General features: G+C 36.2%; 23 protein-coding genes, 1 pseudogene and 3 riboswitches. Of the genes and pseudogenes, 14 read left to right on the forward strand and 10 right to left on the reverse strand.

Features of this window, described 5'->3' with window-relative positions; translation table 11 throughout:
• Nucleotides 1–353 precede the first annotated feature (353 nt).
• Nucleotides 354–501: riboswitch (cyclic di-AMP (ydaO/yuaA leader) on the forward strand.
• Between the two features lie 93 nt (nucleotides 502–594).
• The 11 genes and pseudogenes from ABH959_RS27080 to ABH959_RS27130 all read left to right on the forward strand — a co-directional run bounded on the left by ABH959_RS27080 (nucleotide 595) and on the right by ABH959_RS27130 (nucleotide 9,127).
• Entirely contained in the window at nucleotides 595–981 is a 387-nt protein-coding gene (locus ABH959_RS27080) for a hypothetical protein (RefSeq protein WP_113936765.1), read from the forward strand.
• Nucleotides 982–997: 16 nt separating this feature from the next.
• Entirely contained in the window at nucleotides 998–1,228 is a 231-nt protein-coding gene (locus ABH959_RS27085; RefSeq protein WP_016101779.1) for a hypothetical protein, read from the forward strand.
• Between the two features lie 262 nt (nucleotides 1,229–1,490).
• Nucleotides 1,491–1,636: riboswitch (cyclic di-AMP (ydaO/yuaA leader) on the forward strand.
• A gap of 95 nt (nucleotides 1,637–1,731) precedes the next feature.
• Complete coding sequence (locus ABH959_RS27090; protein ID WP_000887888.1) at nucleotides 1,732–1,836, forward strand: SipW-dependent-type signal peptide-containing protein; 105 nt, start codon at nucleotides 1,732–1,734, stop codon at nucleotides 1,834–1,836.
• Nucleotides 1,833–1,913: a K(+)-transporting ATPase subunit F gene (kdpF, locus tag ABH959_RS27095; protein ID WP_000972378.1), complete on the forward strand. Its 81-nt coding sequence runs from the start codon at nucleotides 1,833–1,835 to the stop codon at nucleotides 1,911–1,913. Before ABH959_RS27090 ends, kdpF begins: the two co-directional genes overlap by 4 nt.
• Before the next feature lie 19 nt (nucleotides 1,914–1,932).
• On the forward strand, nucleotides 1,933–3,600 hold the full coding sequence (kdpA, locus tag ABH959_RS27100; protein WP_113936764.1) for a potassium-transporting ATPase subunit KdpA: 1,668 nt from the start codon (nucleotides 1,933–1,935) through the stop codon (nucleotides 3,598–3,600).
• 13 nt (nucleotides 3,601–3,613) lie between these two features.
• Entirely contained in the window at nucleotides 3,614–5,704 is a 2,091-nt protein-coding gene (gene kdpB / locus ABH959_RS27105; protein ID WP_113936763.1) for a potassium-transporting ATPase subunit KdpB, read from the forward strand.
• A gap of 17 nt (nucleotides 5,705–5,721) precedes the next feature.
• Nucleotides 5,722–6,303 carry a K(+)-transporting ATPase subunit C gene (gene kdpC / locus ABH959_RS27110; protein ID WP_113936762.1) on the forward strand — a complete coding sequence of 194 codons (582 nt, stop codon included), beginning with the start codon at nucleotides 5,722–5,724 and terminating at the stop codon, nucleotides 6,301–6,303.
• 56 nt (nucleotides 6,304–6,359) lie between these two features.
• Nucleotides 6,360–7,514: a KdpD-like non-kinase potassium sensor gene (gene kdpDN / locus ABH959_RS27115; RefSeq protein WP_142675678.1), complete on the forward strand. Its 1,155-nt coding sequence runs from the start codon at nucleotides 6,360–6,362 to the stop codon at nucleotides 7,512–7,514.
• 149 nt (nucleotides 7,515–7,663) lie between these two features.
• Entirely contained in the window at nucleotides 7,664–8,518 is an 855-nt protein-coding gene (locus ABH959_RS27120) for a patatin-like phospholipase family protein (RefSeq protein WP_404493392.1), read from the forward strand.
• A 69-nt stretch (nucleotides 8,519–8,587) separates the two neighbouring features.
• On the forward strand, nucleotides 8,588–8,791 hold the full coding sequence (locus tag ABH959_RS27125; RefSeq protein ID WP_404493393.1) for a hypothetical protein: 204 nt from the start codon (nucleotides 8,588–8,590) through the stop codon (nucleotides 8,789–8,791).
• 64 nt (nucleotides 8,792–8,855) lie between these two features.
• Nucleotides 8,856–9,127, forward strand: a pseudogene (locus tag ABH959_RS27130) (sugar ABC transporter ATPase).
• Between the two features lie 27 nt (nucleotides 9,128–9,154).
• Here ABH959_RS27130 and ABH959_RS27135 read toward each other — a convergent pair.
• The 4 genes from ABH959_RS27135 to ABH959_RS27150 all read right to left on the reverse strand — a co-directional run bounded on the left by ABH959_RS27135 (nucleotide 9,155) and on the right by ABH959_RS27150 (nucleotide 14,317).
• The gene (locus tag ABH959_RS27135) at nucleotides 9,155–10,150 is read right to left on the reverse strand and encodes an ABC transporter permease (RefSeq protein ID WP_001054974.1); all 996 of its coding nucleotides are present in this window, start codon (nucleotides 10,148–10,150) and stop codon (nucleotides 9,155–9,157) included.
• Nucleotides 10,134–11,621, reverse strand: coding sequence for a sugar ABC transporter ATP-binding protein (locus ABH959_RS27140; protein WP_404493394.1), 1,488 nt, complete (start codon nucleotides 11,619–11,621; stop codon nucleotides 10,134–10,136). The genes ABH959_RS27135 and ABH959_RS27140 overlap by 17 nt, the downstream gene beginning before the upstream one ends.
• Nucleotides 11,618–12,730, reverse strand: a complete 1,113-nt coding sequence (locus tag ABH959_RS27145) for a sugar ABC transporter substrate-binding protein (RefSeq protein ID WP_404493395.1) — start codon at nucleotides 12,728–12,730, stop codon at nucleotides 11,618–11,620. Before ABH959_RS27145 ends, ABH959_RS27140 begins: the two co-directional genes overlap by 4 nt.
• A gap of 87 nt (nucleotides 12,731–12,817) precedes the next feature.
• Nucleotides 12,818–12,923: riboswitch (SAM riboswitch) on the reverse strand.
• Nucleotides 12,924–13,015: 92 nt separating this feature from the next.
• A complete protein-coding gene (locus tag ABH959_RS27150; RefSeq protein ID WP_002029878.1) occupies nucleotides 13,016–14,317 on the reverse strand; it encodes an NCS2 family permease in 1,302 nt (433 codons plus the stop codon).
• A 224-nt stretch (nucleotides 14,318–14,541) separates the two neighbouring features.
• Here ABH959_RS27150 and ABH959_RS27155 point away from each other — a divergent pair, with 224 nt between their 5' ends.
• From ABH959_RS27155 to ABH959_RS27165, 3 genes are all read left to right on the forward strand, one after another.
• Nucleotides 14,542–15,408, forward strand: a complete 867-nt coding sequence (locus ABH959_RS27155; protein ID WP_002087502.1) for an SDR family oxidoreductase — start codon at nucleotides 14,542–14,544, stop codon at nucleotides 15,406–15,408.
• A gap of 375 nt (nucleotides 15,409–15,783) precedes the next feature.
• Nucleotides 15,784–16,545, forward strand: coding sequence for a L,D-transpeptidase (locus tag ABH959_RS27160; protein WP_404493396.1), 762 nt, complete (start codon nucleotides 15,784–15,786; stop codon nucleotides 16,543–16,545).
• 163 nt (nucleotides 16,546–16,708) lie between these two features.
• Nucleotides 16,709–16,960, forward strand: coding sequence for a hypothetical protein (locus tag ABH959_RS27165; RefSeq protein ID WP_002029881.1), 252 nt, complete (start codon nucleotides 16,709–16,711; stop codon nucleotides 16,958–16,960).
• 32 nt (nucleotides 16,961–16,992) lie between these two features.
• Here the strand turns inward: ABH959_RS27165 and ABH959_RS27170 are convergent, their stop codons facing one another.
• The 6 genes from ABH959_RS27170 to ABH959_RS27195 form a co-directional block, all read right to left on the reverse strand.
• On the reverse strand, nucleotides 16,993–17,208 hold the full coding sequence (locus ABH959_RS27170) for a DUF1540 domain-containing protein (RefSeq protein WP_002029883.1): 216 nt from the start codon (nucleotides 17,206–17,208) through the stop codon (nucleotides 16,993–16,995).
• A gap of 72 nt (nucleotides 17,209–17,280) precedes the next feature.
• The gene (locus tag ABH959_RS27175) at nucleotides 17,281–17,736 is read right to left on the reverse strand and encodes a thioredoxin family protein (RefSeq protein ID WP_016093295.1); all 456 of its coding nucleotides are present in this window, start codon (nucleotides 17,734–17,736) and stop codon (nucleotides 17,281–17,283) included.
• 12 nt (nucleotides 17,737–17,748) lie between these two features.
• Nucleotides 17,749–18,168 carry a disulfide formation protein C gene (locus ABH959_RS27180; RefSeq protein WP_000532269.1) on the reverse strand — a complete coding sequence of 140 codons (420 nt, stop codon included), beginning with the start codon at nucleotides 18,166–18,168 and terminating at the stop codon, nucleotides 17,749–17,751.
• Between the two features lie 164 nt (nucleotides 18,169–18,332).
• A complete protein-coding gene (locus ABH959_RS27185; RefSeq protein WP_001195459.1) occupies nucleotides 18,333–18,581 on the reverse strand; it encodes a YhdB family protein in 249 nt (82 codons plus the stop codon).
• Nucleotides 18,582–18,702: 121 nt separating this feature from the next.
• A complete protein-coding gene (locus ABH959_RS27190) occupies nucleotides 18,703–19,212 on the reverse strand; it encodes a PCYCGC domain-containing protein (protein WP_002134510.1) in 510 nt (169 codons plus the stop codon).
• Between the two features lie 45 nt (nucleotides 19,213–19,257).
• Complete coding sequence (locus ABH959_RS27195) at nucleotides 19,258–20,367, reverse strand: GerAB/ArcD/ProY family transporter (RefSeq protein WP_404493397.1); 1,110 nt, start codon at nucleotides 20,365–20,367, stop codon at nucleotides 19,258–19,260.
• Nucleotides 20,368–20,373: the final 6 nt, after the last annotated feature.

Here is a 20,373-nt window from a genome sequence, read left to right on the forward strand (position 1 = left end):
TTTACTATAAATTAATAACAAACAAGAAATTAAAAAAATGATTTCTAGTGTAGTACGGAATTCAGTATAACTAGTAATAGTAACTAAAATCACTAGAATTAAAAGTAACGAATTACCTAGAATGTTTATTATTTTAATAAAATTATTCTTTTTATCCTCGGTCATATAGCATCCTCGTTTCACGTTTAATTTTTAATCATTTCTTTATTTAGTATTATTACAATACGACTCATGAAAATTCCTATTGAATATAAATATTTATAATGTCTAGCAACAATGAAAAATCCACCTTAAGGATTTTTCATTGTTTACTTTTTCCAAATACAGGAGTAATATATCAGCCAGAATACATTTTTTGTAATACGCTGAGTCCAAATGTATGGAGCGGAGGAACCAATTTGTGCGTCGTCACTAGGGGTGAATCTTTCAATTTTGAAAGTAGGGCTACTCTCAAAGCCCGAATCCGACAGCTAACTTCGTAAGCGTCTTGAGAGAGGGCGGTGCCATGATGGATATATCACTTCGTCGGTCTGATTAGTATAGGAGAATATCAATCTATGTTTGAGTTCTTTTATACTAAGGAGGATGAGGTACATGGAATTAACGCTTATTTGCGTTGGAGAAGAAAATAAGGTAAAGAGTTTAAGAGAGCTAGCAGCATTTCAGCATGAGTTAATTATTTTTACAGCAAATGAAGAGATAGCAGATCAAGTTAGAAAGTGTGGATTTGATTGGACTTATAGCTGTAATAAGGAGCAGGATTTTACTAGTATTTGCGAGCGTATTAAGAAGGTGATTTTACTAGGAGATGAGCTTCCGATAGTTAGTTTCTTCACAGAACGCATTCGTTTTTCTTTTCAAGCGCCTATTACTGTTGTTACAAAGAATAAACGATATCCGGCCAGGCTCTATGAAACAATTGGAGCTAAATTTGTAGTGTTTACGAACTGTGATAATATTTCTTTTTTATTTTTTGAATAAGGTGGGGGAAATGAAGATGAAAGTGTTGTTACTAGGAGATATAGCGAATCGTTGGGCGATATCGGTAGAGCGAGTTCACGAATTGGTAGTGCTCGATCCTCTTTTTCCAGGGCCATATATTATATTACCATCAAAAGATGTTTTGTATTTAGAGGCGGATATTACCGAATATGAGCAGTTACATGCAGAATTATCACAAGTTTATATTCGAGGGAGAAATTTGCGTGCTTTTTTGCGTGGAGAATAAAGGTTGAATGAAAAAAGAGCGAATGCTGAGTGCAACAAGCTATGCACTTCATGTCATTCGCTCTTTTTATTTCGTATTTAAAAGATCATTTCTGTGAAAAAGAAAGGAAAGACGAGAAAACAGATGAAAAAATATTAATAACAACTAATGTAAACGCTTAAATAGATGGATATTTTCTTATTTTCAGTAATTTACCCCTTTACAAGTTAAATTTAGAGGAGTATATTTACTCTCATAAATCATTCGTAAAATTTCCAAAAAAAACCTAAAATCGCTGAGTTCCAGAAATGGAGCGGGGGAACCAATTTTGTGCATCGTCACTTGGGGTGAATCTTTCAGTTTTGAAAGTAGGGCTACTCTTTAGGCCCGAATCCGACAGCTAACCTCGTAAGCGTTTAGAGAGGAGGTTTACTTTGTGTTGTTCGTTTCGAACACTAAGTAGAGCTTAGTGTTCTTTTTTTGATAACTAGATGGTAAAATTTAACAAAAAGTGAGGGGTAGTTATGTTAGATGTCGTAATGATCGGTATTTTTGTTGGGTTAGTCGCATCGATGGCAAGTCTTGCAAGTTGGTCAGATAAAGTTGTGAAAGAAGGGAAGCAATCATGATGATTGCCTTATCGGTTATTGTTGCAGCGATTACGGTGTACTTAGTGTACGCATTATTAAATCCAGAAAAGTTTTAATTAGGGGGAATCATTCATTATGATTTGGGTTGCAGTCGTTATTACAATGCTCTTGTTTATTCTAGTAGCAAAGCCAACGGGGATTTATTTAGAAAAAGCTTTTCAAGGTAGCAAAACGCTAGATAAAGTATTTGGGCCTTTTGAAAAACTTATTTTTAAAATTACGGGTGTAAAAGCATACAATCAAACGTGGAAACAGTACGCATTATCATTAGTTTTACTCAATGGATTTATGATTGTTGTCGTATATTTCATTTTCAGATTACAAGGTGTGCTGCCGCTAAATCCAGCGCATATTGAAGGAATGGAGCCTACACTCGCTTTTAATACGGCAATTAGTTTTATGGCTGATACAAACTTACAGCATTATAGCGGTGAAAATGGTTTATCTTATTTATCACAATTAGTCGGAATTACATTTTTAATGTTTGCGGCACCAGCAACGACGTTAGCGCTCGTTATGGCTTTTATAAGAGGACTCGCTGGAAAAGAACTCGGTAACTTTTTCGTTGATTTTACGAGAGCATTAACGAGAGTTTTTCTTCCTATCGCATTTATTGCGGCGTTAGTCTTTGTCGCACTTGGTGTACCACAAACGTTAGATGGAGCAGTTACAGCACAAACAATTGATGGTGCGAAGCAAAGTATTTTACGTGGTCCAGTTGCATCATTCGTTTCAATTAAGGAACTTGGAAATAACGGCGGTGGATTTTTCGGGGCAAACTCTACACATCCTTTTGAAAATCCAGGGCAAATGAGTAATATTTTGCAAATGATGCTTATGATGTTATTGCCAACAGCACTTCCATTTACGTACGGACGAATGGTAGGAAATAAAAAACAAGGTCGTATCCTTTTCGTTTCACTATTCATGGTATTTTTACTAGGATTTATAACGATTACAACATCTGAATTACATGGAAATCCAGTGTTAAATGGAATGGGTATCGAACATGTACAAGGAAGTACAGAAGGAAAAGAAGTCCGATTTGGAACAGTATTTTCTTCCCTTTATGCGACAGTAACGACAGCTGCGGAAACAGGGGCCGTTAATACGATGCATGATACGTTAACACCAATTGGTGGTCTAGTTCCACTCGTAAATATGATGTTAAATACAGTATACGGCGGTGTTGGAGCAGGCTTTGTTAACATTATCATGTATGCAATTATTGCAGTCTTTATATCTGGGTTAATGGTTGGACGGACACCAGAGTTTTTAGGTAAGAAAATTGAAGGGAAGGAAATGAAATTAATTGCGGTAACGATATTATTTCATCCATTGCTTATTTTAGGATTTTCGGCATTAGCTCTTTCAACAAGTTTAGGAACGGATGCAATTTCTCATTCCGGTTTCCACGGTTTAACGCAAGTTGTTTATGAGTATACATCATCAGCTGCGAATAACGGATCTGGATTTGAAGGATTGAGGGATAATACACCGTTTTGGAATATTACGACTGGTTTAGTTATGTTTTTAGGACGCTATTTCAGTTTAATTACGATGCTAGCTGTTGCAGCTTCACTGAAAGAGAAGACGGTAGTACCAGAAACAGTCGGAACGTTCCGTACAGATAATGGTTTATTTGGAGGGATATTTATCGGAACAATTGTAATTGTTGGTGCGTTAACATTCTTCCCGATGTTAGTACTCGGCCCAATTGCAGAATTTCTTACATTGAAGTAATGGAGGGTAAATGATGAGACCGGTAGTAGTAAAAGAAAAACAAGTAGATCAGTCACAAATACATGCTGTAGAAGATGAGGTTAGACAGGCAAAAACGCTGGATCGTGATATCGTGACGCATGCGATGAAACAATCCTTTGCAAAATTGAATCCGAAAGTAATGATAAAGAATCCGATTATGTTCGTTGTGGAAATTGGATTTATCATTACGTTAATTTTATCCTTTCTTCCAAGTAGTTCTAGTAGTGTACCAGGGTGGTTTAATATAACAGTTTCTCTCATTCTATTATTTACAGTTTTATTTGCTAACTTTGCAGAAGCTTTAGCTGAAGGGCGTGGTAAAGCGCAAGCTGATTCTTTAAAACAATCGAAGAAAGATGTGTTTGCAAATGTTGTAAAAGAAAATGGAGACATTGTTCAAGTTTCAGCAACTGAGCTGAGAAAAGGTGACGTTGTTATTGTAAAACAAGGGGAAATGATTCCGAATGATGGTGAAGTAATTAAAGGATTAGCGTCTGTAGATGAATCAGCAATTACAGGGGAATCAGCTCCTGTTATAAAAGAAGCGGGTGGCGATTTTTGTTCAGTAACAGGCGGAACGATGGTCGTAAGTGATGAGATTACGATTGTGATTACGAGTAATCCTGGTGAATCATTTATTGATAAAATGATTTCTTTAGTAGAAGGAGCTGCTCGTCAAAAAACGCCGAATGAGATTGCTTTAAATACAGTATTAACGAGCTTAACTCTTATTTTCTTAATCGTTGTTGTGACGTTGCCGATTTTTACAAATTATTTAGGGTTTCAAATTGATACAGCTGTACTTGTTGCATTGTTAGTTTGTCTAATTCCAACGACAATTGGTGGGTTATTATCGGCAATTGGTATTGCTGGGATGGACCGCGTAACAAAGTTCAATGTATTAGCAATGTCAGGGAAAGCAGTAGAAGCTGCGGGTGATATTAATACAATTATTTTAGATAAAACAGGTACGATCACTTTCGGGAACCGGATGGCACATACACTACTCCCTGTAGGAAATGAAACGATTGAGCAAGTAGGAAAATGGGCTGCGATTAGCTCAGTTTTAGACGAAACACCAGAAGGTCGATCAGTTATAGAATATGTACAAACGAAATCTATATCATATAATAGAGAACTTGCAGAACAAGGTGAATTTGTTCCGTTTAAAGCAGAAACGAGAATGAGTGGTGTTGATTTACAGGATGGAACGAAAGTAAGAAAAGGTGCTGTTGGTGCCGTTATTGAATGGGTTCAATCAAAAGGCGGAACGATTCCGAAAGATGTGAATCAAAAAGCAGATTTAATTTCAAAAGAGGGTGGAACACCACTTGTAGTTGCAGTGGATGATCGTATTTACGGTTTAATTTATTTAAAGGATACAGTAAAACCTGGTATGCGTGAGCGTTTTGAACAATTGCGCCAAATGGGAATTAAAACGGTTATGTGTACAGGGGATAACCCATTAACAGCAGCAACAATTGCAAAAGAAGCAGGGGTAGATGAATTCGTTGCCGAGTGTAAACCAGAAGATAAAATTGCAGTTATTAAAGCAGAGCAAGATAAAGGTAAACTTGTAGCGATGACAGGTGATGGTACAAATGATGCCCCGGCATTAGCGCAAGCTGACGTTGGGTTAGCGATGAATAGTGGTACGACAGCTGCGAAAGAAGCAGCAAATATGATCGATTTAGATTCGAATCCAACTAAAATTATTGAGGTTGTAGGAATCGGTAAGCAATTGTTAATGACACGAGGTGCGTTAACGACGTTTAGTATTGCGAATGATATTGCAAAATATTTTGCAATCATTCCAGCAATGTTTACACTTGCGATTCCGCAAATGGAAGCATTAAACATTATGAAATTAACATCACCGCTTTCAGCAATCTTATCAGCATTAATATTTAATGCGGTTATTATTCCGTTACTTATTCCGCTAGCGATGAAAGGTATCGCATATAAACCAATGAGTTCTAATGCATTGCTTAGCAGAAATTTACTCATTTACGGGCTTGGCGGAGTGATCGTTCCATTCATTGGAATTAAAGTAATTGATATGATTGTCGGCTTGTTCATATAAGAAAGAGGGGAAAAAAGATGGCGGAAAAACAAAGTATACTTTCACCAATTATTCGTATTACTTTTACGTTCTTAGTCTTGTGCGGCCTTGTATACCCGCTTATTGTAACTGGTATTGCGCAAGCGGTAATGAAGGATAATGCGGATGGAAGTCTTATATATAATGATAAGGATGAAGTAGTTGGTTCAAAATTAATCGGTCAAAATTTCACAGATCCACGTTATTTTCATGGACGTATTTCTAGTATAGAATATAAAGCAGAAGCATCTGGCTCAAATAACTATGCGCCGTCTGATCCAGATTTAGCAAAACGAGTTGAGAAAAGTATTGAAGACTGGAAGAAACAAAACCGGGCTGTTCCAGTTACAGAAGTACCGATAGATTTAGTGACGAATTCGGGTTCAGGGCTTGATCCTGACATTAGTCCAAAAGCGGCTTCTGTGCAGGTAGATCGCATCTCGAAATTAACGAATATTCCGAAAGAAAAGCTGAATCAACTGATTAAGGATCAAACGGAAGGTGCTGCACTTGGCTTGTTTGGAGAAGATCGCGTGAACGTCTTAAAGTTAAATTTAGAATTACAGAAATTAATGAAATAGTAACAGTGCTACCTCAATCTAACGGATTGAGGTAGTGTTGTTTCGAAAGAAAGGTTGTGAGTGTTTTGTATGCGGATGACTATAAACCGACGTTTCAAAGGCGAACACCAGAAGAGTATTTAGAATACATTCGTCAACAAAATCGTGGGAAGTTAAAACTATATGTAGGAGCGGCTCCAGGAGTAGGGAAAAGTTATAAAATGCTATTTGATGCAAGAGAGATGAAAAAAGACGGTATTGATATTGTAGTTGGTTTAATTGAAACACACGGTAGAAAAGAGACGGAAGAAGCAATTGCTGATTTAGAAAAAGTTCCTTTAAAAGAAATAGATTATAAAGGGAAAGTATTTTATGAGCTTGATGTAGAAGGAATTATAAAGCGGGCACCACAAATTGTTGTTGTGGATGAACTTGCGCATAGTAATATTCCCGGGTCGAAAAATAAGAAACGTTACATGGATGTGCAGGAATTGTTAGATGCCGGTATATCTGTATTATCAGCATTTAATATTCAACATTTAGAAAGTGTTCATGACATTGTAGCTCAAATTACGAATGTAAAAGTAAGAGAGCGTATTCCAGATTTTATTTTGCAAAAAGCAAATGAAATTCAACTTGTTGACGCAACACCTGAGGTACTCCGGAAGAGATTAATCGATGGAAAGATATATAAGGAAGAAAAAATTCAACAAAGCTTACAAAACTTCTTTACGCTTAATAATTTAGGGGCACTAAGGGAATTGTCGCTTCGTGAAGTTGCAGATGATATGGATGAGAAAATTAGTCAAACAGTTATAGAACCAATTGGGGTGAAAGAAAAAATTCTCGTTTGTGTACAATACAGTTCAACAGCAGAGAAATTAATACGGAGAGGTTGGCGCATGGCTGATCGGCTAAATGCTGAATTGTATGTGTTAAACGTAGAGCGGGAAAATATAGATTCACTTTCAGCAGGGAAAAAGCAAACAATTGAAGAGTGGAAATCGCTAACGAATCAATTTGATGCGAGCTTTGTATTAGAAGAAGCGAAAGGAAGAAAGCCAGCTGATGTTATTATTGAAGTCGCGAACAGACTACAGGTGACACAAGTTTTACTCGGACAATCGGCGAGAACACGGTGGGAGGAAATAAGAAAAGGTTCTATTGTAAATGAAATTATGAGACAAACGAAGTATATTGATATTCATATTGTTGCTGATCAAAGAGCTTAAAATAGAGACCGGATTGTTGAGGAGTCTCTATTTTTCTTTTTTTCAAGCCTTTTGAATATAATTTCTGAAAGAACTCATATATAATAGAAAAAGATACTTAACATAGTGAATAATTAAAGAGTCAATGTATATAAAGAGGAGAGAATAACATGCTTGAAAATACGGGGTTAGTATTAGAAGGCGGCGGTATGCGTGGTGTATATACGGGCGGGATATTAGAATATTTTATGGAACAAGATTTATATTTTCCATATGTAATTGGTGTATCAGCTGGTGCTTGTCATGCAGCGTCGTATCTTTCCAGACAAAGAAATAGAAATAAAACAGTAAATATTGATTATGCATCACATCCGCAGTATTTATCGTATAAAAACTTGTGGAAAAAACGTCAGCTATTTGATATGGAATTCATTTTTCATGAAATTCCAGAAAAGCATGTACCGTTTGATTTTGAAACATACTTTAATAGTCCAGAGCGTTTCCTTGTAGGAACAACTGATTGTGAAACAGGACAGTCTGTTTATTTTGAAAAAGAGGGAACGAATGATGATGCACTAAATTTATTGCAAGCATCTAGTTCATTACCTTTCATTGCACCGGCAGTGAACTACCGAGGTAAGCAATTGTTAGATGGCGGGATTTCAGATCCGATTCCAGTTCGTAAAGCACAGGAAGATGGATTTGAAAAATCAGTCGTTATTTTGACGAGAAATCATGGTTACGCGAAGAAAAAATCAAAATTTGGTTGGATTGCAGCAAAGGCTTATAAGAAGTATCCAAACCTTGTAAATACGATGCTGAATCGTTATGAAGTGTATAATGAAACACTTCACTACATTGAAAAAGAAGAGCAAGCGGGTAATTTATTTGTTATTCGCCCAGAAGTGCCGCTTCAAGTAGATCGTATGGAAAAGGATACGGCTAAATTACAAAGTTTATATGAGCAAGGCTATGAAGATGCAAAGAGACAATTTGCAGATTTACAGGCGTTTTTGCAAAGTTAAAAACCTCTATATAGAGGTTTTTTTATTTATGGTATAATATGGATAAAAGTATGTGGAGAGGTGATACATATGGAAAATGTATATAAAGGGGTTAGACATACTGGATTTACTGCAATGCTTATTTTTGGTGGTGTATTTCTACTTCGTTGGTTCATCCATGATGAAATGCTACTGGATCAGCTTATTGGGTTTAGTGTAGGAATGATGATGGTTATTTCATCAGTTTTCATTCAAAAGTATAGTAAAGAATTACAGGTAAACGAAAAATATTAAAGGTTTCTAACCTCTTTTATATTTTTTCATAGTTAAGTAGTTTCGTCTTAGAGGAGGCTTTCATATGATTTTTTTATTTGCGGTATATTTTGTTTTTATTATGACATTGTTAATGACGTTTTTTCTTTCTAAAAGATCATATGAGAAGCCGTTTATTAAATATATACCAGCGCTCATATTGCTTATTTTGGTTTTCATTTCTTCTATTACGTTTGTATTTAATAACGGAATGGAGAACTTATGATAGCGATCTTCTTAGGCGTTACAGTAATAGCGAACTTTCTCTTACTTCTTGCATTGAAAGTAGTTCGTGTAATTGTTACAAAAGGAAAGTAGCGCATCGGAATTCGATGCGCTACTTTTTTATTTACGCTTCTTTTTAATAAATGAAAAGGCTAAAGCTGCAATTAAAATACTGCCTTTAATGATATCTTGCGCATAATAAGGAACGTTCATCATTGTAAGGCCGTTTAATATGATTCCAATTAATACGGAACCAAGAAATGTTCCGATGACATTTGGTTTCTTAGCACCGAACATTGCATAACCGATATAGGCAGCTGCAACTGCATCCATTAATAATGGGGCGCCAGCTGAAACTTGTCCTGTTCCAACGCGGCTACATAGAATAATACCGCCAATAGAGGCAAGTAAACCGCTAATCATATAAGCATATACACGGTAACGATCAGTAGGAATACCAGCTAGTCTAGCAGCTTCTCGATTCCCACCTGTCATATAAAAGAAACGACCGTACGTTGTTTTTTCTAAAAATACATATGCAATTAAAACGACGATAAGCATGATAATGACAGGGACTGGAATTCCTAACACAGAACCTTGACCGATAAATAAAAAGGATGGAATAAAATGTCCTTTGGCACCAGACATTCCTTCATAAATAGAAGATCCTTTTGAAAATGTTAAGTGTAGTCCATTCACGATATACATGATACTTAATGTAGCTAGTAAATCTGGTAGTTTAATGCGGATAACGAGTAGTGCATTTAATAATCCAACTAATAGCCCACAAAGAATAGGAACAAGGAGTGTGACTAATAGTTCTTGTCGATATAAAATGAGACAGGAAGCAGCGGCAATGGTTGCTAAACTAGCGGTAGAGCCGACTGATAAATCAAATCCATCTACAATTAATGTAAAGGTAACACCAATTGCAAGTAACGTTACGATAGAAATGGAACGTAAAATATCACTAATATTGTTGTATGTTAAAAAAGAATCGTTGACGATAGAGAAGAAAATTGTAACACCTATAATGATAGCAATCGTACTAAATTGATAAAAAAGATGAGTAGGTAAATATAGTTTCTTAGTTTTTGTTTTATGAACGAGATTCAATGGAATAACTCCCTTCAGATAAATGTAAAAGCTGTTCAGGAGATAGTTCGTCTGGTAAGTATTCACCTACAAATTCTCCGTTTGCGAGTATAAGAATGCGATCAGCGATATGTAGTGCTTCATCTTGTTCTCCTGTGAAGTAAATTACGGAACTTCCGTTTTCAGTAATGTTACGAATGAATTGAAAAATGTCTTGTTTTGCAGCTATGTCTACACCTTTAGTTGGCTCGTCCAAAAGAAATAGATTCGGTTTGAATCCATGCCACTTTGCAATGGAGACTTTTTGCTGGTTTCCACCGCTAAGTGAATGAATAAATGCTTTTGGGTCATTGGGTGAAATGCTGAAAGAAGAAATTGCTGTAGTAGCATTATTTAATTCGGTTTGCTTTCGTCTCCAACCTGATTGGTGTAAATTAGTGTGGCTTATAATATCTTCCGAAAGAAATACGCCTTGTTTTCTTCTTTCCTCTGGTACAAGTGCGATCTTTGCTTTAATCGCATCTCGCGGTGTTTTAATTGTTATTGTTTGACCATCTATTTCTGCGTGATAAGTATGATGAGTACCAAATAACGTTTCAGCAAGTGTTGTTTTGCCACTGCCAATTAATCCGTATATCACAACAGTTTCACCTTTCCGTACGGTGAGAGAAAGAGGAGAATGGTCTTTGTGTAATGGAAGTTCTTGTACTTTAAATAATTCTTCGTTCCCTCGTTTTGGCGCTGTATTAATAGGAAGTGTAAGTTGTTTTCCAGTCATCGCTTCCACAATTTGTTGATCTGTAACCTTTGTAATCGCTTCAGAAATTGCAACTTTACCGTTATGTAATATGGTTACATCATCCGCGAAATTTCGAATCTCTGATAAACGATGAGAAATTAAGATGATGCCAATTCCTTTCAATGTTAAATCTTTTAATAGTTGCCCGAAGGTTTCAACTTCTTTCGGTCCAAGAGAAGAAGTAGGCTCATCTAATAAAAGATAATTTGTATTGTTGGATAAAGCTCTTGCGATAAGAAGTAATTGTTTTTCATGTAATGAGCAGTTTGAAACATCTTCCGAAACATTTAAATCAGCCTGTACAGTTTGCAAATGTTGTTTAGCGAGTGAGACTAATTTTGACTTTGAAAATAGTACTTTATTTTGCATTGCTAAATGATCGATTAGTACATTTTCTAATACAGATAATCCAGGAATAAGTCCGTGATCCACTTCTTGTGTTACGAAAGAAATACCATGCTTTTTTGCATCACGTGGTGAAGTAAAGGAAATAGACTGATTATCAATTTTTATATTCCCAGCAACGGGTTGAATTTCACCAGTTGCTATTTTTAGTAAAGTACTTTTTCCTGCACCATTCATTCCTAGTAAAGCGTGAACTTTTCCTTTTTGTATGTTAATAGAAACATTTTCTAGTACAGGGGTAGAGATGTGATAAGAATGTGTAATGTTTTGAAGAGAGAATGTCATCATTTTTTCTCCTTCTCTAATTTTTTCATCCAAGGTGAATATGCATCTTTCGAGTCTCCCCAACCGTTTATATGTTTTGATAATTGATCCATCGTTATATTTTCTTGTGGCAAACTATTTTTCTTTACTAAATAAGGTTCTAGTGAATAAATATCTGGCGTTTGTTCACCAGCGATTTTCTTGTATAAGAAACGCACTTGAACTTTACCGACTTCAGCTGGATCGGTTGCAGCCGTAGCAGTCCAAGGTGAATTTTCTTTTTGCATGAGTTGTAAATCTTCATTACTTAAGTCAATGCTGTATACTTTTATATCTGTACGACCAGCTTGTTCGAGTGCTTTGACGGCCCCTTTAGCAAACTCATCCCACGAAGCGAAAATAGCTTGTAAATCACCTTTTTTCGGATATTTTTTTAGTAAAGCCTCTACTTGTGTTTGCGTATCAAGTGGTGTGTTATTACTAGCGGTACCAAAGCGTGCAACTTCTTTTATATTTGGATAACGTTTATAAAAAGCATCAATGATAACATTGCGACGTTCCATTGGAGCAAATCCGCCAACCCATACGACGGCGATATTCCCTTGTCCATTCAGATCTTCCGCTAACGTTTTTAATGATTTCCATGCAAGAATATAGTCATCTTGATCAATAATCGTTACGCCTGGTAAGCGTAGGTCGTTATCAAATGCAACTACAGGGATATTCGCTTGTAATGCTTTTTCTACTCCGGGTTTTAGTGCTTCAGAGCGACCGTGATCAATTAAAATACCATCAACTTTTGAATTAATAGCAGTATCTAGATTTGCTGCCATTTTTGCTAAATCATTATCAGAATTGTAGACTTGCACACTGCCGCCGAATAGCTCGACTTGTTTTTTGACACCCTCAATATATTGAGAGGAAAAAGTTCCGATGGACATTTGCATAATTAATGCGATTTTTAATGGGTTTTTTACTTGGCTTGGAATTTCTGTTTGTAAATGATTTGCTGCTGTAGTAGCTTCTTTCTTCACCGTTTGTTGCCTTTGTGAAGAGATAGCATCTTGTTCATTTGTGCAAGCTGTTAATGCGAGTAAGAGAATAATGAGTACGGTGGAACATAATTTTTTCATAAAAAAATCCCTCCTAAATTAAGAAAAGAGAGGAGGGAGTGAAAATAAAAACGTCTTTTCATATAGAAAAGACGTCTTATCATATTACTCTTATCTTTCAACACAATGTGTTGTAAGAATTAGCACCGTGCCCATAAATGGGTCGGTTGCCGGGCTTCGTAGGGCTCATCCCTCCACCTGCTCTTGATAAGACATCGAATATTTAACTATTTCGAATTATTCCATAAGTGTATGCTGTTGTCAAATGTTTTTTTGTAAATAAAAAATCCCTCACAACGAGGGATTTTAATGTGGTAAGAAAACTAATTGATAAGCGAACAAGATCCCGAATAAATACACAAGTGGGTGAACAGCACGGAATTGTCCTTTTGCCACTTTCATAAGTGGGTATGAAATAAATCCAAGTGCAATACCTGTTGAGATACTTGATGTAAGTGGCATGCTTAAGATTACTAAAAATGCTGGGAATGCTTCATCGAATGTATCCCAATCGATGTGGCGAACTGAGCCCATCATAAGACTACCAACGATAATTAGTGATGGTGCTGTAATAGCTGAAACGCCAGAAACAGCGCTCACTAACGGTCCGAAGAATGCTGCTAATGCAAATAGAACAGCTACTGTAACAGTTGTTAAACCAGTACGACCACCAGCTGCAACACCAGCAGATGATTCAATGTAAGCTGTTGATGGTGTTGTTCCGAACATAGCTCCAATTGTTGCTGAGAATGAGTCAGATAGAAGAGCTCGTCCTGCTTTTGGAAGCTTTCCATCTTTCATAAATCCACCTTGTTGTGCAACGCCAAGTAGTGTACCTGTTGTATCGAATAGTGTAACAAGGAAGAATGAGAACACAACGCCGTATAATCCGTAGTTAATTACATCAGATACAGCAGTAATTGGATTTGAAACGATAATTCCTTCTGGTAATCCAGGCATTGATGTAACGCCGCTTGAAAATGTTAATTGACCTGTGAAGTAAGCGATAATACCAGTTAATAACATTCCGATAAATAGTGCCCCGTTTATATTTAAAGACATAAGGATAATTGTAATTCCAAGGCCAGCTAATGCTAGTAGAACTGGGGCAGAGTGAAGATCGCCAAGCCCAACTAAGTTTGCATCATTTTTTGTAACAATTCCCGTTAAGCGCAAACCGATAAAAGCAATAAAAAGACCGATACCAGCAGTAAGTGCATGTTTTAAGTTCTCAGGAATTACTTCCATTAATTTCGTACGGAAAGATGTGAATGATAACAAAATTAAAATCATACCTGCTACGAATACAGCAGAGAATGCAATCGCGAAAGTCATGCCTTCATGAGCTTTTACAACAGAGTAAGAGAAGTAAGCATTTAATCCCATACCTGGTGCAATTGCGATTGGTAAGTTTGTAAAGATTGCCATAAATAATGTTCCGACAACAGCGGCGATAATAGTAGCTGTAAATGCTTGTTCAAACGGAACACCTGCATCCCCAAGGATGACAGGGTTTACGACAATGATATATGCCATTGTTAAAAAGGTAATAATACCTGCCATAATTTCAGTTTTAATAGAAGTTTTATGTTTTGAAAGGTTAAACATATAAACATCCTTTCTTTTTACGAATAATTTTCACAACAGTTATATATAATATTCGTTTTTTAACTATTTTGCAATAGTTTTGCATAAAAACTTTAGAACAACTCATATTTTATGTCGTAAATTCGAATATTAATCGTAAAACTGTGTGTGAATTTCGGTTTTTTAATGTGTAAGTAGTTTTTTTTATTGTGCGCATTATAAGGGGAAAGGAGTTGAAGGAAGTTATGCCGCAGCAAAAAAACTTTTTAACAATGCCAGCACAACATCAAAATAAACAACCTGGTATTGAATCGTTAATGAATCCTCTTCCAAAGTTTGAAGATCCAAATTATAAAGGAAGTGAAAAGTTAAAAGGAAAAAATGTATTAATTACAGGAGGAGATAGCGGGATTGGAAGAGCTGTTTCTATCGCTTTTGCAAAAGAGGGAGCAAATATTGCGATTGCTTATTTAGATGAGGACGAAGATGCAACTGAGACGAAACAACTTGTGGAAAAAGAAGGCGTGAATTGTGTATTATTGCCGGGAGATTTGAGTAATGAACAACATTGTAAAGAGATTGTAGAAGAGACCGCCCAGCAGCTAGGGGGGCTAAATGTTCTTGTGAATAACGTCGCACAGCAATATCCGCAGCAAGGACTAGAGTATATTACAGCGGAACAGCTAGAAAAAACGTTCCGTATTAATATTTTTTCTTATTTTCATGTTACAAAAGCAGCACTCTCTCATTTAAAGCAAGGGGATGTAATTATAAACACGGCATCTATCGTTGCGTATGAAGGAAATGAAACGTTGATCGACTATTCTGCAACGAAAGGAGCAATTGTCGCTTTTACAAGATCGTTATCTCAGTCGTTAGTACAAAAAGGAATTCGTGTAAATGGTGTTGCACCAGGCCCAATTTGGACACCGCTTATTCCATCCAGTTTTGATGAGAAAAAAGTGTCACAGTTTGGGAGCAATGTTCCTATGCAAAGGCCTGGTCAGCCGTATGAATTAGCGCCTGCATATGTATATTTAGCGTCTAGTGATTCGGCATATGTAACGGGACAGATGATGCATGTAAATGGTGGAGTAATTGTGAATGGATAGTTTTCATTTATAAGAGCAAAGTAAAGCTAATTGCATTTATCCCGCTATTTGCGGGCAGTAAAATTCCACCTCAAAATTCAGGTGGAGCACAGAAGTTAGGTGGGAGATTAACTGCCCGTAAATGCCCGATTGGTGAAGGCTAATAATCAGTGGGGGATGAACAAAACCCCCACTGATTAAAGTTTCACTTTATCCCGCTATTTGCGGACAGTAAGATTCCTACCTCAAAATTCGGCGAATGCAAGGAAGTTAGGTGGGAGATACCTGCCCGTAAATGCCCGATTGGTGAAGGCTAATATTCAGTAGGGGATGGACAAACCCTCCCACCGAGTAAAGTTTCACTTTATTATGATGTTAGTGCTAGGGAGGATTTAGATGAAGAAAGTATGGTTTATCGTAATCCTATTTTTCTGCCTGCCAGCTAGCGTTTTTGCTAATACAGATCATTTAATATTAGTTAACCTTACGACGAATCAGCTGTCTTTTTTTGAAGATGGAAACTATACTAAGACATTTCCGATAACGACAGGAAGAGACAGGACCCCGACGCCTGAGGGTAATTTTTGTATTATAACTAAATATAAAAATAAAGAATACCATCGTAAAAAAATAGCTGGGGGTGCTCCGAATAACCCTCTCGGTACGAGGTGGTTAGGTCTAGATAAAAAGGAATATGCAATTCATGGAACAAATCGGGAATGGACGATTGGAAGCAGGGAGTCGAATGGTTGTATTCGCATGCACGATCGGGACATACAATGGTTATACGACCGGGTACAATTACAGACGAAAGTAATTATTTCTCGTTTTCATACGAGTCCCGAATATGAAGCATATAAGCTAGGTTATCGTGTTGTGAGCTGGAATGGTCGTAAAGTAAAAGAAGAACAAATTGGAATGCTTACGTTAGTAGATCGTGTAAATATATATTGGCAAGAACCAAATGGACAATTGACGAAAGTAAAAACAGTATTGCCAAATGAAAGATACACAGTGTATTCCAAACGAAAAGATGGAATCTATTATATAGGAAACAATTTGTATATTGTAGATGAAACAGGAGAAAAAATTCGTTATGAACAATTACCTTATTCGATTTTAAGTAACCTATATAAACGGAAATATAATGTCCCGTAATAGCTACCGTAAATAGACGGTAGCTTATTTGTGATGAAGTTTAGTTGGTTTTAATGATTTCATACCAATCGAGCGCCTGTAAATAGTGAGATGAAAAAATTGAAACAGCAACTATTATGTTTTTCTGAATATAATACAGTACAGACTGGGGGGCGGTCACATTATGAAAAGTGAATTTGCATTTAAAATTTTCTTAATCACGACTTGTTTATTTATCGTGTATTTATATGCGTTACTCGTCTTTTCCTTTTATGTTCCATATATTGATTTAATATTGTTCGTCGGATTTATTTGGGCATTTGTTAAAGCGAGGGAAGGGGAGAAGAGTGTATATCGACGCATTACTTTATGCGGGACGGTCCTTCTCGTTATTTTGTACTTTTTTATGATGCATGATGTTTGGAGAGGAATGTAAAAAAGCATACGACTAATCGTATGCTTTTACGTTTAATATTTCGGTTTAAATGTATGACAACACGTTTCTACACTCGTTGTTACAGAACTTTCAAGCGTCTCGTTTGTTAAAGTAGCGTTTGTATATGAACTGTTTTCAATTTGACCTGCTTCTTGTGCATCAGGTTGAACAACGATTGCACTTGCTTGACAAAGGTTACCTTGTCCCCAAAATGAACAATTGGAAACAGAGCATTTCACTTCTGGCATAAAACCCCCTCCTTATACATTAGTGTGGGAGTTTACACGCATTTCATGTATAGAAGGAGTTTCCTTTTCTTATTATTTTTTCGTTTGCTCAAGCCACTCTTTTAATTTGTCTTCCGGTTGTTCGCCGCTAATACGGCTCACTTCTTTACCATCTTTAAAATGAATGATTGTTGGAGTTCCTTTAATTTTATATTCATCCCAAGGAGCATCTAATTTTTCAATATCCATAACTTTCATATCAACATTCAAGTCTTTAGCCATTGGTACTACGATAGGAGATAGCTTTTGACAATGAACGCAAGATGTTTGATAAAAGTATACTGTTTCTTCTTTTTTCTCTTTTAAATTCTTTTGGAGATCTGAAAGAGAGATTTTATTTGTATAGTAGTCAGGGCCATTTGTCTTACTATCGGTAGCATTATCAATTTTTTGGCTTGTTGAAGCATTTTTTTCTTCCATTTGTGTTACAGCGAAAATTGCTGCAAACAAGGCGATAATAATACCGCCAAATATAAGCATTTTTTTCATTCTTTCATCTCCTTATTTGTTTTTAATTACGATGAAGCTACAAACAGCGATTGTGATAAAGCCGATAAGTGCTAAAAACGGGATTGTCACAAAGCCGAACCAGTTTATGTATTCTCCCGTACAAGGTACGCGGCCGCAAGCTGCCCCAGCAGCTGAAAATGCTGCGATTTTTTGAATTGCATAGTGATATAAAGAAATACAAGCACCAATACTTGCGATTGGTAAAGAATAACTTGCAATGCGATAGTCTTTCTTTACTACAGCGATACCGAGCCATAAAACAAATGGATACATAAAAATACGTTGATACCAACAAAGGACACAAGGCTCAAATTTCATAATTTCGGAAAAGTATAGACTTCCTAATGTAGCAATAAACGAAGCTCCCCATGCAGTAAGTAAAGCATATTCTTGCTTTTTTTCTCGTCCCATATTTTATACCTCACTTATAATAGTTACATACTAAATTATAGTATGAAGTAGTAGGGAAAAGAAAGAAAAAATATGTTTATCAATAAAAGTTTTATGAGGAGAAACATTTATTGATATGAACATTTTAAAAAGCGCCATTCTCATAAAGAGAATAGCGCTATATTTTACATTTGAATTTGCTCTACTTCTTCTACATGTGACTTTTGGGATGCGTGGTCAATATATTGAAATAGGAGCTGCAATTGTTTATCAACTTCTGGTAGTTCTTTACTGTATTGATAAGCGTGTAAAAAATGCTCAATACGCTTAGAAAATAATTGATCGTTCGTTTGAACCATGAGAACGAGTAATTTATCCCAATTACAGCAATACGTGTAATAGAGAGCTTTATCATAGTCGTTATATGTTTGCACTGTGTACCCTCCTTACCGAGGAGTTATATATAGTGTGTGACAAGTAAGGAGAAATACACTTGAAAGAATTTGTTAAGAAAAAAGGTGAATGAAAAGAGAAAAACGAGGGATTTCCTCGTTTTTATGCTTTTGGCATTGGCGTAGGTGTTGGCTTGCCATAGCCTTCTTTGTATTTATTGTCGATATAGTTACGAATTTCGAGCGTTGATTTTCCTTTTTGTTTCATGGAAGCCGATTCAACCGCGATTTCTAGGCAGTTGACACAAGTTGTTGCATGGGAATCCCAAACAACTTCACCATTCTTTTTGATTTCACGAATAAAGCAATTTTTATTATTTTTATGTCCTACACTTTCACCACAACCGCAGTAACAAGGAATCCAATCCAATAATTCAGCATTTTGTCCAGCGACAGTGTAGATGTCTTTCATTTGTGGATCAAGCTTGTCTAGAAAGGTAGGGAGTGTGTCGACTCCTTTTGTCTTTTCTTGAATGTCAGCTTGCTGAGTGTGCGTGGCATGATCATGTTCTTCTTTTGATTCAGAAGATTTTTTGTCATTTGTACTAGTACTCCCGCATCCAGCAAGAATTAGGCTCAGTACTGCAAGTAAAGAAAATACATACTTTTTCATTCGCTTGTCCCCTTTACAAATGTATTAACCAAATTGTATCAAATATCATGGTGTGTCGGGTGAAGATTTTTTCGACTGATTTTTGAAGCGCCATCGTAGTGAATGGAATAGAAATAAAATTGGGATATAAGCGTATACAATATATAAACCAGCTTGAGACAGTACTGTATTTAATGTATTAATACTTTCACGGTTTGTGAAAAATAAGGATGAAATAAATATAGCTGCAATAAAAAATGGAAGTGTAATTTTAAATGGTACGTGAAAAGACCTTTTACTAATGCAACAAGAAGACCAAATTGTTAAACAAAGATTAGGTAAAATAATAAGATACCATATGAAAATAATGATGTACTCAAACCTTTGGATAAAAGGAATCTTTATAATTTTTAGCATTGTTAATGTTGGCCAAATTGTATGATGTAGTTGTCCTTGGCTATAGTACATAAGGGAAACGATGGCTAGTATTACGTATAGAATTGTTGTAAAAGCAATACCACCATGCGCCCATTTATTTAATGATTTTTCTTTTTTTATAAATGGATAAAAAACAAGAATTGCTTCAAATCCAAGAAATTCTAATGCAGATGATTTCGCTGCAGTTAGAATTTCTAAAGGTGAATGAGTTAGAATTGGGAGGATGTTACGGACATGCGCGTATTTCATTGGGAAAACTAAGAAAAATAGGACGAAGATCGGTATTACGACGCCCCAAAAACACATTCCTGTTACAGAGCGAAAACCACCTTTAATTACGTAGTAAGTCACAAGTAAAAATAATAAAGTTAATTTCCACGGTTTAATTGTAGGGAAGACCCAAACTTGAATGACTTCAATATATGTACGAAGGACAGTAAGGCAAAATAATAGAAGGTATGCAGCAAAGCATACGGACAAAAATGTTCCAGTCCACTTTCCGAAACATGTCGTATGAATATTCATTAAATCATTATCTTTTTCTAACATTTTAAGCATGCAAAATAGCACGATATGAGTTGCAATGCCCGCAACAATAAGAGAAATCCAAGAATCATAACCGGCATATTGTGCAATAATCCTTTGGTAACCTAACACACCTACTCCAATTTGAAGGGAGTGTAATAGAAGAAATGTGAAATAAGGGGAAACAGTATGTGTTTTATCTTGTCCAGCCATTACAGC

Source organism: Bacillus sp. RC51, assembly GCF_044908115.1.
GTDB lineage: Bacteria > Bacillota > Bacilli > Bacillales > Bacillaceae_G > Bacillus_A > Bacillus_A mycoides.